Origin of the sequence: Bradyrhizobium sp. AUGA SZCCT0176, from assembly GCF_018130145.1 — a bacterium.
Lineage (GTDB): Bacteria > Pseudomonadota > Alphaproteobacteria > Rhizobiales > Xanthobacteraceae > Bradyrhizobium.
The window spans coordinates 26,833-39,820 of the sequence record NZ_JAFCMB010000008.1 but is presented as its reverse complement, the minus strand read 5'-3'; the positions used below and the strand labels follow the sequence as shown (position 1 = coordinate 39,820).

The window sequence follows — 12,988 nt, the reverse complement described above, 5'->3', positions numbered from 1 at the left end:
AGTGCGGTTTCATCGTATGCGAACAAGATGGTTGAAACCGTGCAACCCCGGCGATTTGGAGCAGGCCAACAGTCTGTGAAACCTGCGAATTCCAGCCGCAGGCTGCTCGCCGCGTTTGACTTCGCCACAGCCAGCCATTTCCGCGCGATCATCTTCCTGACGCTGTGCGCCATCGTGCTTTTCGTGCCCGGTTTCTTCTCGATTCCGGCCATCGACCGCGACGAGGCGCGGTTTGCGCAGGCGACCAAGCAGATGGTCGAAAGCGACGAATACGTTGACATCCGCTTTCAGGATGACGTCCGCTACAAGAAGCCCGTCGGCATTTACTGGATGCAGGCCGCCGTGGTCGAAACCGCCTCGAAGCTCGGCCTGCCGCGGGCGGAATTGCGCATCTGGCTCTATCGCCTTCCCTCGCTTATTGGCGCGATCGGCGCGGTCCTGCTGACCTATTGGACGGCGCTCGCCTTCGTGACCCGGAGCGGCGCCGCGCTGGCGGCGTTGATGATGTGCAGCTGTGTCTTGCTTGGCGCCGAAGCGCGGCTCGCCAAGACCGATGCGATGCTGCTGCTGTCAGTCACCGCCGCGATGGGGGCGATGGCGCGGGTCTACCTGTCCTGGCAGCGCGGCGAGGATCCGGCGCGGCCGCCGTGGAGTTCGCCCGCGATTTTCTGGACCGCGCTGGCCGGCGGCATCCTGCTCAAGGGCCCGCTGATCCTGATGTTCGTGGGATTGACCATCGCGGCGCTGGCGATCCTCGACCGCTCGGCGGTCTGGCTGTGGCGCATGCGCCCGGTCTGGGGCCTGATGTGGACGCTGGTGCTGGTGCTGCCGTGGTTCGTCGCGATTTTCTGGCGCGCGGGCGATGCGTTCTTCACCAATTCGCTCGGCGGCGACATGCTGAGCAAGCTCGCCGCACAGGAGTCCCATGGCGCGCCGCCCGGCCTGTATCTGCTGCTGTTCTGGGTCACGTTCTGGCCCGGAGCGCCGCTGGCGGGGATGGCGGCTCCGGCGGTATGGCGGGCCCGGCGCGAGCCCGGCGCGCAGTATCTGCTGGCCTGGCTGGTGCCGTCGTGGATCGTGTTCGAGCTGGTGATGACCAAGCTTCCGCACTACGTGCTGCCGCTCTATCCGGCCATCGCCATCCTGACCGTCGGCGCTCTCGAGCGCCGAGTGCTGTCGCGCTCCTGGCTGAGGCGCGGCGCGGCCTGGTGGTTTGCGATCCCCGCGATTACGGCCGTGATCGCGATCGTCGCGGCGATCAAGCTGACGCATCAGCCGGTGTTTCCGGCCTGGCCGGTGCTGGCGGCGGCGATGATCTTCGGCCTGATCGCCTGGTGGCTGTTCGAGGAAAGCCGCGCCGAGCGCTCGCTGTTGCATGCCGTGATTGCAGCGATGTGCCTGGCAATCGCCGTCTATGGCATCGTGTTACCGTCGCTGACGACGCTGTTTCCAAGCGCAGGCATCGCGCGCGCGCTGCGCAACGTCGTCTGCGTCGGGCCGAAGGCCGCGGCTGCCGGCTTCCATGAGCCCAGTCTCGTCTTCATGACCGGAACCAGTACGCTGTTGACCGACGGATCAGGCGCTGCCGATTTCCTGGGGCAGGGCACCTGCCGCTTTGCGTTGGTGGAATCGCGCTCGGAGCGCGGTTTTGTCCAGCGCGCCGAAGCAATCGGGCTGCGCTATAACGTGGCGACGCGTGTCGAGGGTTATAACATCTCGCAGGGCAAGGCGGTTTCAATCGCAATCTTCCGCTCCGAAGGCACAGAATAAGATGCCAGCGCCGACCGTCATCGCCGAATCCCAAAACTATCTTTCGCGCTTTGTGGTGCTGGGGTGGCGCTCGCTGACCCAGCTCGCGCGGACGCCGTCGCACTCGCGGCGGGCCGAGGCGGGCCGCCGGGCGGCGCGTCACGCGTTGCTGCTGTCGGCCGGCCTTGGCGCCGCCATCATCGCGTTGATGTTCGTGCTCGATGCCTGGGAGATCGGCCAGATGCCGAAGCGGGGTACGCCCTCGCTGTGGTGGATGCGCATTGTCACCGATTTCGGCAAGGATGAATATGTGCTGGCGGCGCTGGGCGCGCTGTTGATCTTGGTTGCGATAGCAGCACCCGCGTTCAGTGGTATTCAGCGCTCCCTGTTGCTCGGTCTCGGCACGCGTTTACAGTTTTTGTTCTGCGCGGTGATGGTGTCCGCGCTGATTACCGAAGTAATAAAATGGAGCGTCGGACGCGGCCGGCCGTTTGTCGGCGGCGAAGGCAATGTGTTCCATTTCTCGCACTTTGCGGGAACGGGGGCCTATTCGAGCTTCCCCTCGGGCCATGCGACCTGCGCTTTCGCGCTGGCCTTTGCCGTGTCGGCGTTGTGGCCGCAGGCGCGGACCACGATGCTCGTCTATGCCCTCGTCATCTGTGCAACCCGTCTGGTGTTGCTGGCCCATCATCCCAGCGACGTGGTCGCAGGCGCGCTGGTTGGCACGATCGGCGCGATGTTCGTGCGCTACTGGTTCGCAGCGCGGCGGCTCGGCTTTGCGATCCACCGCGACGGCACAATTCTGCCGCTGGTAGGGCCTTCCTCGGGACGCCTCAAAAGGGTTGCCCGGGGCGCATTCGCCCCATAAAAGCGGACGCCGCGCAGGCCTGACGGAACCGGTTCCGGTCCGTGCAAGCCGATCCAACCCCAGCCCAACCGATGAGTGCCGATTTGCCTTCTTCCGACCAAGCCGCGGTCGCCGTTTCCATCGTTGTGCCCGTGCGCAACGAGGCCGACAACGTCGCGCCGCTGATTACGGAAATCACGGCCGCGCTGGATGGCCGCCGCTGGGCCTATGAGATCATCTATGTCAATGACGGCTCGACCGACTCCACCGCCGAGCGGCTCAAAGCGCTGATGAAGGTGCACGGCAATCTCCGGCAGCTCCGGCATGAAAAATCCTCCGGACAATCGGCGGCGGTGCGCAGCGGCGTTCGTGCGGCGCGCGGCGCCATTGTGGCGACGCTGGACGGCGACGGACAGAACAATCCGGCGTTTCTGCCGGATCTGATTTCGGCGGTCGAGAGCGGCGGCGGCCGCATCGGCCTTGCCGCGGGCCAGCGGGTCGGACGCAAGGACACCGGTTTCAAGAAAATGCAATCGCGGATCGCTAATGCCGTGCGCAACGGGATTTTGCGCGACGGCACCCGCGACACCGGGTGTGGGCTGAAGGCCTTTCCGCGCGAGGTATTCCTGTCGATGCCTTATTTCGACGGGCTGCATCGTTTCCTGCCGGCGCTGGTGCGCCGTGAAGGTTTTGGCATTGCTTACGTCGATGTGATCGACCGCCCGCGCCATTCCGGCGTATCAAATTACGGCTTCTTTGACCGGCTATGGATCGGGATCATGGATCTGGCCGGCGTCTGGTGGTTGATCCGCCGCAAGAAGTCGACGCCCATTGCGACCGAGGTGATCTGATGCTGATTCAATACGGGCAGGCGCTCGGCGATTACCTTTACGACGTCTTCGTCGCCAAGTTCGATTTCTGGCTGGCGTTCGGCCTGGTCGCGCAATTGTTCTTCACCGCGCGCTTCCTGGTGCAGTGGATCTCGAGCGAGCGCGTCGGGCAAAGCGTGGTGCCGATGGCGTTCTGGTTCTTCTCGATGGGCGGCGGGATGATGACGCTGGTCTACGGCATCGCCAAGCGCGAACCCGTCATCATCCTCGGCCAGTCATTGGCCACCATCATCTACATCCGGAACATCATGCTGATCGTGAAGAACCGCGCCAGCGCGTCGAGGACGCTGGATCGCTAACCGCTGCGTCCCGCGGCCGGTGCGGGCAGCGCCGCCATATCGCTTTCGGAAGAACGATAGGCCGCCAGTTCGCCGGCGGCGTCGAGCACGGGGTAGGCGACCGAGCAGATATGGGAGTGGATCCGCCGGAGATCGCGCAGCACGTCGAGATGAAGCGAGGTGGTCTCGATGGTCTCGGGCCGGCCCTCGCGCAGCCGGTCGAGATGCCGCTCGGTGGCGGCAAGCTCGGCGTTGCGCAGCGCGGCCTTCTCCGCCAGCAACTTGCGGGCTTCATTGACGTCGCCGGACATGAAGACGCCGAACGCGATCCGCAGCGAATCCATCGTGCGCTTGTGGAAGGCCGAGAGCTCTTCGGCGCCCTCGGCTGAGAACTGGAACCGGCGCTTGATCTTCTTGGTCGCAAGCTCGCTCAAATTCTTGTCGATAATGTCGCCGATATGTTCGAGGTTGATGGCGAAGGAGACGATCTCCATCGCCCGCTGTCCCTCGCGTTCGTCGAGGCTGCCGCGGGTGAGCTTGGTGACATAGAGCTTGATCGCCTCGTCGAGGCTGTCGACGCTGTTGTCCATCTGCGAGACTTGGTCGACCAGCGCCCGGTCGTTGGTCATCATCGCCGCCATCACCTTGCGCAGCATGACCTCGACATGGTCGCCCATATGCAGCGTTTCACGCGCGGCGTCCGCCAGCGCCAAAGAAGGGGTCTCCAGCGCGCTCTCGTCGAGATAGCGCGGCCGCAGCGGATCGGTCTCCCGGACGCGCGTCGGCAGCAGTTTTTTCAGCAGCCGCGCGATGCCGTCGAGCAGGCCGATAAAAAGCAGCGCCATCACGACGTTGAACGCGATGTGGAATTGCGCCGTGGCCTTGGCGGGGTCCGGCTGCCACGATTGCAGCAGATCCGCGATCGGGTTCAGGAACGGCGCCACCAGTGCGATGCCGATCACCCGGTTGGCGAGATTCCCCAGCGGCAGGCGGTAGCTGGCGGGGTTGTCGCGGCGGGCGCCTTCGACAATCGGATTGATCGCGCTGCCGAGGTTGGCACCGAGCACCAGCGCCAATGCCGCCACCGGCGTAATGAAATGCGCAAATGCCAGCGACATCACCAGCAGCACGCTGGCGACGCTGGAATGCACCACCCAGGTCACGACCGCACCGACGACGATGCAGAGCACGGGGTCGCCGGTGATGGCGTTCATGAACACGCGCATGCCCGGCGCGTTTTCGGCCGGCGCTAGCGTGTCGAGCAGGATGTGCAGCGCCAGCAGCATCAGTCCAAGCCCGATCGAGACGCGGCCGATATCCTTGATGCGCGAGCGCGGTCCGGTGCGGAACGCCACCAGACCGATGATGAACAGGACGGGGGCGACGGCGGCGATTTTGAACGACAGGATCTGCACGATCAGCGTGGTGCCGACATTGGCGCCGAGCATGATGGCAAGCGCCGGCACCAGGCTGACCAGGCCTTCCGACGTGAACGAGCTTGTGATCAGCGCCGTCGCGGTGCTGCTCTGGAGCAGCGCCGTCAGGCCGAGGCCGGCCGCGAAGGCGGTGAAGCGATTGTTGAGCCCCTTCGCCAGCAATTGACGCAGGTCAGGGCCGAACGCGCGAAGGATTCCGCTGTGGACCATATGCAGGCCCCACAGCAGCAGCGCAACGCCACCCATCAGGTCGAGAAGAACGACGGTTCCCATGCGAATAGCTTCCGGCAGCGCGAGTCGAAAGTTCAGGCTATCGCCAAAAGGGCGCGGATCAACCCTTTAATTTGCCGAAAATTGCGTGGGTGGCTGCAGGAGAGCATGTGCCGGCAGGAGCCAAAGGCAGCTATCGATGGCGCGATCGGCGTGGCTTGCCGAACCCGCGGGGCGTGTCTGCACAAGCGCAGGGTAAGCAGAGCTGGAAAACAACCGCTACACTTCGATTACATTGCGATCGGTTCCGCTAGGCCAATTCCAACAATTCTTCTGTAAACGAGAGACACCAATTTTCTCGATCAGGGCCAGGGGCAAAGATGTTAGCGAATCGCCGCAGAAGCGAACGTCGTGTGTGCAGAAACTTTGCGAAGATACAGTTTGGGACCGGCGGGTTGCCGCGCGACTGCATGATCACGGACGTGTCGGACGGCGGAGTGAAGATTATCGCCGAATATCCGGAGATTCCCCCCGAGTTCACCGTGATTTTCTCGACCGGTCAGCGGCCGCGCCAGTGCAAGCTCGCATGGCGGATCGGCTGCGAACTCGGCGCTCAATTCGTCGACTAGTACAGGAATGCGGCGAGGCCGGGATCAGAGCCCGGTCCGCAGCCGCGTGGCCGATGCTAAACAGGCCATTGCGGCCGCCCATTACCGTAAAGACGGCCTGCTTAACCCGAATTTAGGGTTAAGCTGTGAGCATTCTGGACAGTCGCCGACGCGGGTCCAGTAAATGTTCCAGAAATTGTTCCAACCATCTGAATTCGCGCGACTTCTTGCGTGTACATCATCCGCGGCGATTCTCGCACTGGGGCTTAGCGGCTGCCAGACGGCCGTGACGTCGTCGGATGTCACGGGCTCGCTCGGTGAGAAAGCCGAAACCAGCCGCGCCGCCGACCCGCGCCGCGACGTAGAGGTTTTCGAGGCGCGCTATCGCGCCAACCCGAAGGATGCCGACGCGGCCCTGCAATACGGCAAAGCGTTGCGCGCCACCGGACAGAAGTCGCAGGCGGTCGCGGTGCTGGAGCAGGCGACCATCGCCCATTCCAGCAACAAGGCGCTGCTTGCCGGCTACGGCCGCGCGCTCGCCGACAATGGCAATTTCCAGCAGGCCTTCGACGTGCTCGGCCGCGCCCACACCCCCGACAATCCGGATTGGCGGATACTCTCCGCGCAAGGTGCGGTGCTCGACCAACTCGGCCGGTTCGAGGAAGCGCGGCAGTATTATTCGAGCGCGCTGAAGATCACGCCCGACCAACCGTCGGTGCTTTCCAATCTCGGCCTGTCTTACGTGCTTTCAAAGGACCTGCCGAAGGCGGAGGAGACGTTGCGTCGCGCCCATAGCCGTGCGGCCAACGACGCGCGCGTGCGGGCCAATCTGGCGCTGGTGGTCGGCCTGCGGGGCAACACGGCCGAGGCTGAGAAGATCGCGAAGGCCGACCTTCCGCCCGAGGAAGCGGCCGCCAACGTCGCGCAGTTGAAGCTCATGCTGTCGCGCAAGGAGAATGCGCGCGCCGAGATGGGCGGCAAGATGCCGGGCGCTGCGTCCGGGCGCTCGAATTGACCGCGGGCGAACGGGAGGAGGCGTGAGCCCGCCCCGTTGCCCGCCGCGCCTTAGCGGCTGCCGCCGGCGCGCAGCTTGTTGATGATCGGCATGATCGGCGCCAGCAGCGAACCGCGTGATCGCTTGGTCACGGCGTGACCTGTCAGGCGTTGCGCCATCTGCAGGAACATCGTGGTGGTGCGATGACCGGCGGAGATTTGCTGGATCATCTGGCCGTTATTGGCTGCCGTGCCGAACATCTTTGAATCGAACGGGATGGTCGCGATGGGCTGGCCCTCGATCGCCTTGGCGAATTCGCGCGGCGTGATTTCCGGGCGCTTGTGCATCCCGACCTGGTTGAGACAATAGAGCGGCGGCCGGTCGTTGGGCCGGGCTGCCTTGAGCACGTTCAGCATGTTCTTGGCGTTGCGCATGTTGGCGAGATCAGGCTCGGCAACGATCAGAATATCGTCCGCGCCGACCAGCGCGCGCTTGGTCCACGCCGACCATTGATGCGGGACATCGAGCACGATGCAGGGGGTGGTCATGCGCAGCGTATCGAAGATCGCATCGAAGGCGTCCGCACCGAAATCGTAGACCTGTTCGAGCGTCGCAGGGGCTGCCAGCAGACTGAGACGCTCGGAGCATTTCGCGAGCAGGCGCTCCATCAGCGCGCTGTCGGGCCGATCCTGCTGGAACAGCGCGTTGGCGATGCCCTGTATCGGGTCCTGGTTGTAGTCGAGGCCGGCGGTGCCGAACGCCAGATCGAGGTCGATCACGACGGAATCCAGCGCCAGGTCGCGTGCGATGGCCCAGGCCACATTGTGCGCCACCGTGGATGAACCGACGCCGCCCTTGGCGCCGACGACAGCAACCATCCGGCCGACCGCGACGGCTTCGGACGCGGAAAACAGGCTGCAGATCGCGCGCACCACATCGAGGGTTTCGACCGGCCCGACCACGTAGTCGCTGACGCCGCGACGCACCAGTTCGCGATAGGGCGTGACATCACTGGCGCTGCCGATCACGACGACCCTTGTGCCGGCGTCGCAGACGGTGGCGAGTTCATCGAGACCGTCGAGCATGTCGCTGGAGCCTTCGGTTTCCAGCATGATCACGTTCGGCGTCGGGGCCTTGTGATAGGCATCGATGGCGGCGGCGATGCCGCCCATATGAACGGACAGGTGAACCTTGCCAAGGCGGCGGTCTTCGCTGGCCGACCGCACCGTTGTGGCGGTCGCGGCCGATGCGCAAAAGGCCTGCACCGATACGCGCGGCGCCGGCGAAATGTATTCATCGGCGGGCCGCGTAAGGTCGTGCTCTTGTTCGGAGTCTTTTCGGGACCGGCTGATCATTTACCTGTATCGCTCAGTTTGGCTTTGTCGGATTCGGGATAGGTGGTGGTGGTCGACACACCCTTGCGGTATTTTTCGAAGGCCGCGTTGCGCCGCATCGTGTAGGCGGGGGTTTCGGGCCGCGGCTGCTCGAGGTCCGCCGGGTTGTCGATCATGGCGGCGAGGTTGCGTTGGGTGGCGCAACCAAAATTGTGGTACGGCCGGTTTTCATTGTAACCGGTGTCGTAGATGTTGGGCCCGAGGTCCTCCGGCCACAGGCCGCAGGGACCGGCCACCGCGGAGATCTTGGGATAGATCAGCTTGATGGTCGGAAGCGTTTGTGGGTTATCCGGCTGATAATGACGCAGCCTGATCGCGCTTGACGGCACGCCGCCTGCGGTCAGCATCGAGCGGATTTCCTGGTACGTTGCCTCGGCCGCGCGGGCATTGGCAGTGTTGACCGGCACGTCGGCGATGATCGCGCCGGTGCCTTCGCGGGCCCAGGTCTGGGCCAGTCCCATGACGTCGTTGCGCTGCGGGGCCGAGAGGCCGCCGCGGGCGTGCCCGACGAAAATGACGATCGAGCGGTTACCTTCCTGAACGGCGATCGGATGCCGCTGACGGTAATCGGTGGGAACGGTCGCGGTCACGATCTCGCCGGTCTGCTGGCAGGCCCCCAGCGCAGCGGACAGGCCGAGCAGCGCGCCGAGCAGTCGCCAGCTGTGACGGTGATCGACCTTCGTTTGGGTTGTCATGGTTCTGTCCTCATCCCCGTCCGTGGAGCCGTGTCGTCTCAGTCAATGATGAAGCCGAAATTGCCCTCATAGGCGCCGACCGGCCCGACGCGGGCGGCAAGGCCATAGATCCGGTTGATGCGGGCCAGCAGCGTCGATTGGGAATCGGACGCCGGTGCAAACCCGTCGTCGGGGCGCGACAATTCCTTCTGGGCAACCGCGCGGACCACATAGGGCGTGACGAGAACCATCAGTTCGGTCTCGTTGTTGACGAAGTCCTGGCTGCGGAAGAGGGCGCCCAGGATCGGGAGCTGGTTGACGCCTGGCAATCCGTTGACCGCCTGCTTGGTCTGCTGCTGGATCAGGCCGGCCATCGCCATCGAACCGCCTGAGGGGATTTCCAGCGTGGTCTCGGCGCGACGGGTCCTGATCGAGGGAATCGTCAGCGCAGCGCCGTTCTGGTTCAGGGTGATGGCATTTTCGGTCGACAGTTCCGAGACTTCGGTCATCACCCGCAGGCTGATCCGTCCTTCGCTCAGAACGACAGGCGTGAAGTTCAGCGAGATGCCGAATTTCTTGTACAGGATCTGCGTCGTACAGATGTGCGTGACCGGATCACAGGAATAACCGGCGGGGATCGGAAATTCGCCGCCGGCGATGAAGGTCGCGGACTCGCCGGATATCGCCGTCAGGTTCGGCTCTGCCAGCGTGCGGACCACGCCGGCGGATTCCATCGCGCGCATGGTCGCGGTGACCGTCGGCAGGCCCTTGAGGATGCTCGAGGCGGCGAGGCCATTGTCAGACACCAGCGGACGGCCGTAGGCGGTGAAGGGATTGTTGTTGTTGAAGTTCACGACCGCGGTGCCGTAATTCATGCTCGCACTGAGATCGACGCCCATCTGCTTGATAATGTCGCGTCGCACTTCGGAAACGTTGACCTTCAGCATCACCTGGTCGCGGCCGCGGACGGCGATGGAATTGACGACCTTGTCCGCGCTGCCGACCAGCCGCGCGGCGAGGTCGCCGGCCTGCTGGGCCTCGATCGGGCTCGATACCGAGCCGGTCAGGATGACGCCTTCACCGACGCCTTCGATATTGATCCCCGGCAGCGTTTGCCGGAGCGCCGCCCGCACACCGTTGAGGTCGCGCTTGACCGCGATGTCGTAGGAGCCGACCTGCTGGCCGTCGGCATCGAAGAACACCACGTTGGTCTGACCGACCGCAGCGCCGATGATGTAGGCGCGCTGAGCCGAACGAATGACGGCGTTGGCGATCTTGGGATCGGCGACAAGTACGTCCTTCACGTCGCGCGGCAGGTCCACCACCACGGACTTGCCGACGCCGAGGGAGAGGAAGCGTTCCTTGACCGGGCCGATGGCAGAAGTCGTCACCGGATCCTTGAGGGAATCCTTGGACAGCTCCCTGGCCAGCTCCTTGTCGAGCTCGGCCGCCACAACAGATGCCAACGGGCTGAGCGCCAGCGTGGCGATGGCCGAAAACAACAAGGCCCCGACCGCAGCCGTTCGCATCGCTGACTGATTACCCCCGAACTTCATTCCCCGCGTCCTTTCGGTCACTTCTGTGCCGTCGATTGGCTCGCAATGCCGTAGCGAACCACGTTGATGCTTGAGCCCCGCTTCGGGGCCTGGTCGTCGGATCCACCCACGACCAAGTTGACGTCGGTGATGCTGCGCAGCGACTGCGTGCCGGCCTTGCCGACCAGCGCGTTCATGCCCTCTTTGTCCTTGGGGGCATGGTCGATCGCCAGCATGCGGATGTTGGTCGGGATGATTTCCGAATTGATGATTTCGGGACCGCCGCGGTCCGGGCCTTTCTCGCGCCGGGAAAGGATCACTTTGACCCGGCCGTTCGGCAGGCTTTTGCCGACCAGAATCTCAGTGGTCGGCAGCGGCGCGACCGGCTCGGCAGCGGCGGAGTTCTCGCCCGATCCGCGCGCGAGATAGGTCGCAACGCCGCCCGCACTGAGCGCGTTGGCTAGAACTACGATACGAGCAGCATTCATACGCTTTACTGTCTACTCTTACGCTGGGCGCCATCATCCGCATGGCGTCGATGGCCGTCCCACCCGGCATGACTAACGGGGCAATGGTATAAGGGAACTTGAGGGGTGAATGATTTGCGGGCGAGAACGGCGGGATTCGCCGTCATGGTGAACGCGCGGTTAGTTTCCGCGCCTGCAAGAATACGGGTTTCTACGGATAAGACCGTCGCGGCACGCGCCGCATCCGCCGCTGTGCAGCAGCGGATCGCGGAGATTGTTTGCAGAAATCGCGGCGCTGGTTGGCGGCCTTCAACGCCGTGAAGCGCCGGTCAAGATCGGCCTTGAGGTCATCGACGTTCTCGAGCCCGATGTGAAGCCGCAGCGTCAGGGCGCCCGGCGCCCGGCGCCGGGCGATAGCTGTCGCAGGGAATGACGAGGCTCGCACAGCCCACCCGGGCTTTGGCGTCGCGGCCTCAGGCGCCAGTCTGGTTTCGGATTTTGCGGTCTGGACGGTCGGGCGTTCGAAAAACTCAGGCGTTCGCGCCATCAAAGACGTTTTGCCGCAGCCACGACAGATGGCCAAAACACCGCCGGCCGGCGGGGGCGGGGCCGGTTTAGTTACTCACAGAATACAGAAGTCGGCCGTCAACCCCTTGACCCGGCTCGCCAGTCGGATTGTGATACGGCACAACTACCAGTCGCCGCACGTTGAGGGGCCTGCCGCGACCTTCGATCCCTGTCCGACCGTATTGCGTGTCAAACTGTCGGGTCAGATTGGCGCTTTTTTGGGCGAGGGATCATCGGGTTGGCCCAACAGCGTTCGAGGACGACAAGCCAACGTTCCCGCACGACCCCTGAAAGGCCTTGCCCATGAAACGCGTATCCCTGGTTCTCACCCTTGCCGTTGCCGCCGGCCTTTCGGTCCAGGCCGCCTCGGCGCAAACCCTCAAAACGGTCAAGGACCGTGGCATGCTTTCCTGCGGCGTCAGCCAGGGATTGCCGGGGTTCTCGTCTCCGGACGACAAGGGCAACTGGACCGGGCTGGATGTTGATATTTGCCGAGCGATCGCAGCTGCGGTCTTCAACGATCCGAGCAAGATCAAGTTCGTGCCGCTGTCGGCCAAGGATCGCTTCACCGCGCTGCAGTCCGGCGAAATCGATGTGCTGTCGCGCAACACCACCTGGACGCTGTCGCGCGATACTTCGCTCGGCGCCAATTTCACCGGCGTGACCTATTATGACGGCCAGGGCTTCATGGTGAAGAAGGCGCTGAAGGTGAATTCCGCGCTGGAATTGAACAGCGCGTCGGTCTGCGTGCAGCAAGGCACCACCACCGAGCAAAATCTGGCCGACTACTTCAAGGGCAACAACATGAAGTACGAGGTGATCGCATTCGGCACCAACGACGAGGCCGTCAAGGCCTATGAGTCCGGACGCTGTGACGTCTTCACGACAGACGTGTCCGGCCTTTATGCCGATCGTTTGAAACTCGCGAACCCGGCCGATCATGTCGTGCTGCCGGAAGTGATTTCGAAAGAGCCGCTCGGCCCGATGGTGCGCCATGGCGACGACCAGTGGTTCGACATCGTGAAATGGACGCTTTACGCGATGATCACGGCGGAAGAGCTGGGCATTACCCAGAAGAACGCCGATGAGATGGCGAAATCGGACAAGCCGGAGATGAAGCGGGTATTCGGCACCGACGGCAATCTTGGCGAACAGCTCGGCCTGACCAAGGATTGGGTCTCGCGGATCGTGAAGGCGGTCGGCAATTACGGCGAGTCCTTCGAGCGCAACGTCGGCGCCGGCTCCAAGCTTGGAATCGCCCGCGGCATCAACGCGCTTTGGAGCAAGGGGGGTATCCAGTACGCGCCGCCGATTCGCTGATCGTCAGCGGAGGGCTGCG

At 63.8% G+C, this 12,988-nt stretch carries 12 protein-coding genes and 1 pseudogene; 7 read left to right on the top strand and 6 right to left on the bottom strand.

Going from position 1 to position 12,988, the window contains the following annotated elements; translation table 11 throughout:
• Positions 1-27: 27 nt before the first annotated feature.
• From JQ600_RS19860 to JQ600_RS19845, 4 genes are all read left to right on the top strand, one after another.
• Positions 28-1,770: a glycosyltransferase family 39 protein gene (locus JQ600_RS19860; protein ID WP_212261578.1), complete on the top strand. Its 1,743-nt coding sequence runs from the start codon at positions 28-30 to the stop codon at positions 1,768-1,770.
• Position 1,771: 1 nt separating this feature from the next.
• Positions 1,772-2,617: a phosphatase PAP2 family protein gene (locus JQ600_RS19855; RefSeq protein WP_212389310.1), complete on the top strand. Its 846-nt coding sequence runs from the start codon at positions 1,772-1,774 to the stop codon at positions 2,615-2,617.
• A 71-nt stretch (positions 2,618-2,688) separates the two neighbouring features.
• A complete protein-coding gene (locus JQ600_RS19850) occupies positions 2,689-3,447 on the top strand; it encodes a glycosyltransferase family 2 protein (protein ID WP_212389309.1) in 759 nt (252 codons plus the stop codon).
• Positions 3,447-3,785 (top strand): lipid-A-disaccharide synthase N-terminal domain-containing protein, encoded by a 339-nt coding sequence (locus JQ600_RS19845; protein WP_212389308.1) that lies wholly within the window; start codon positions 3,447-3,449, stop codon positions 3,783-3,785. Before JQ600_RS19850 ends, JQ600_RS19845 begins: the two co-directional genes overlap by 1 nt.
• On the opposite strand, the gene JQ600_RS19840 is transcribed toward JQ600_RS19845, so the two are convergent.
• Positions 3,782-5,473: a Na/Pi cotransporter family protein gene (locus JQ600_RS19840; protein WP_212261521.1), complete on the bottom strand. Its 1,692-nt coding sequence runs from the start codon at positions 5,471-5,473 to the stop codon at positions 3,782-3,784. The genes JQ600_RS19845 and JQ600_RS19840 overlap by 4 nt on opposite strands.
• Positions 5,474-5,790: 317 nt before the next feature.
• Between JQ600_RS19840 and JQ600_RS37410 the strand changes: the two genes are divergently transcribed.
• A complete protein-coding gene (locus tag JQ600_RS37410; RefSeq protein WP_192735824.1) occupies positions 5,791-6,039 on the top strand; it encodes a PilZ domain-containing protein in 249 nt (82 codons plus the stop codon).
• A gap of 163 nt (positions 6,040-6,202) precedes the next feature.
• The gene (locus tag JQ600_RS19830) at positions 6,203-7,033 is read left to right on the top strand and encodes a tetratricopeptide repeat protein (RefSeq protein WP_212261519.1); all 831 of its coding nucleotides are present in this window, start codon (positions 6,203-6,205) and stop codon (positions 7,031-7,033) included.
• Between the two features lie 50 nt (positions 7,034-7,083).
• Here JQ600_RS19830 and JQ600_RS19825 read toward each other — a convergent pair whose 3' ends face one another.
• The 5 genes and pseudogenes from JQ600_RS19825 to JQ600_RS37590 all read right to left on the bottom strand — a co-directional run.
• A complete protein-coding gene (locus tag JQ600_RS19825) occupies positions 7,084-8,367 on the bottom strand; it encodes an AAA family ATPase (protein ID WP_212261517.1) in 1,284 nt (427 codons plus the stop codon).
• Entirely contained in the window at positions 8,364-9,101 is a 738-nt protein-coding gene (locus JQ600_RS19820; protein WP_212036658.1) for a CpaD family pilus assembly protein, read from the bottom strand. The genes JQ600_RS19825 and JQ600_RS19820 overlap by 4 nt, the downstream gene beginning before the upstream one ends.
• Positions 9,102-9,139: 38 nt before the next feature.
• Entirely contained in the window at positions 9,140-10,636 is a 1,497-nt protein-coding gene (locus JQ600_RS19815) for a type II and III secretion system protein family protein (protein ID WP_212261515.1), read from the bottom strand.
• 17 nt (positions 10,637-10,653) lie between these two features.
• The gene (locus tag JQ600_RS19810; protein ID WP_212389307.1) at positions 10,654-11,103 is read right to left on the bottom strand and encodes a hypothetical protein; all 450 of its coding nucleotides are present in this window, start codon (positions 11,101-11,103) and stop codon (positions 10,654-10,656) included.
• A gap of 280 nt (positions 11,104-11,383) precedes the next feature.
• Positions 11,384-11,531: pseudogene (locus JQ600_RS37590) on the bottom strand (cystathionine beta-lyase); the annotation flags it as partial.
• A gap of 421 nt (positions 11,532-11,952) precedes the next feature.
• On the opposite strand from JQ600_RS37590, the gene JQ600_RS19800 reads away from it, so the two are divergent.
• Positions 11,953-12,969, top strand: a complete 1,017-nt coding sequence (locus JQ600_RS19800) for an amino acid ABC transporter substrate-binding protein (RefSeq protein ID WP_212261510.1) — start codon at positions 11,953-11,955, stop codon at positions 12,967-12,969.
• Positions 12,970-12,988 lie beyond the last annotated feature (19 nt).

Bases quoted from the DNA above. Each gene is read 5' to 3' on its own strand.
- JQ600_RS19860 (WP_212261578.1), top strand. From the start codon at position 28: ATGGTTGAAACCGTGCAACCCCGGCGATTTGGAGCAGGCCAACAGTCT.
- JQ600_RS19855 (WP_212389310.1), top strand. From the start codon at position 1,772: ATGCCAGCGCCGACCGTCATCGCCGAATCCCAAAACTATCTTTCGCGC.
- JQ600_RS19850 (WP_212389309.1), top strand. From the start codon at position 2,689: ATGAGTGCCGATTTGCCTTCTTCCGACCAAGCCGCGGTCGCCGTTTCC.
- JQ600_RS19845 (WP_212389308.1), top strand. From the start codon at position 3,447: ATGCTGATTCAATACGGGCAGGCGCTCGGCGATTACCTTTACGACGTC.
- JQ600_RS19840 (WP_212261521.1), bottom strand. From the start codon at position 5,473: ATGGGAACCGTCGTTCTTCTCGACCTGATGGGTGGCGTTGCGCTGCTG.
- JQ600_RS37410 (WP_192735824.1), top strand. From the start codon at position 5,791: ATGTTAGCGAATCGCCGCAGAAGCGAACGTCGTGTGTGCAGAAACTTT.
- JQ600_RS19830 (WP_212261519.1), top strand. From the start codon at position 6,203: ATGTTCCAGAAATTGTTCCAACCATCTGAATTCGCGCGACTTCTTGCG.
- JQ600_RS19825 (WP_212261517.1), bottom strand. From the start codon at position 8,367: ATGATCAGCCGGTCCCGAAAAGACTCCGAACAAGAGCACGACCTTACG.
- JQ600_RS19820 (WP_212036658.1), bottom strand. From the start codon at position 9,101: ATGACAACCCAAACGAAGGTCGATCACCGTCACAGCTGGCGACTGCTC.
- JQ600_RS19815 (WP_212261515.1), bottom strand. From the start codon at position 10,636: ATGAAGTTCGGGGGTAATCAGTCAGCGATGCGAACGGCTGCGGTCGGG.
- JQ600_RS19810 (WP_212389307.1), bottom strand. From the start codon at position 11,103: ATGAATGCTGCTCGTATCGTAGTTCTAGCCAACGCGCTCAGTGCGGGC.
- JQ600_RS19800 (WP_212261510.1), top strand. From the start codon at position 11,953: ATGAAACGCGTATCCCTGGTTCTCACCCTTGCCGTTGCCGCCGGCCTT.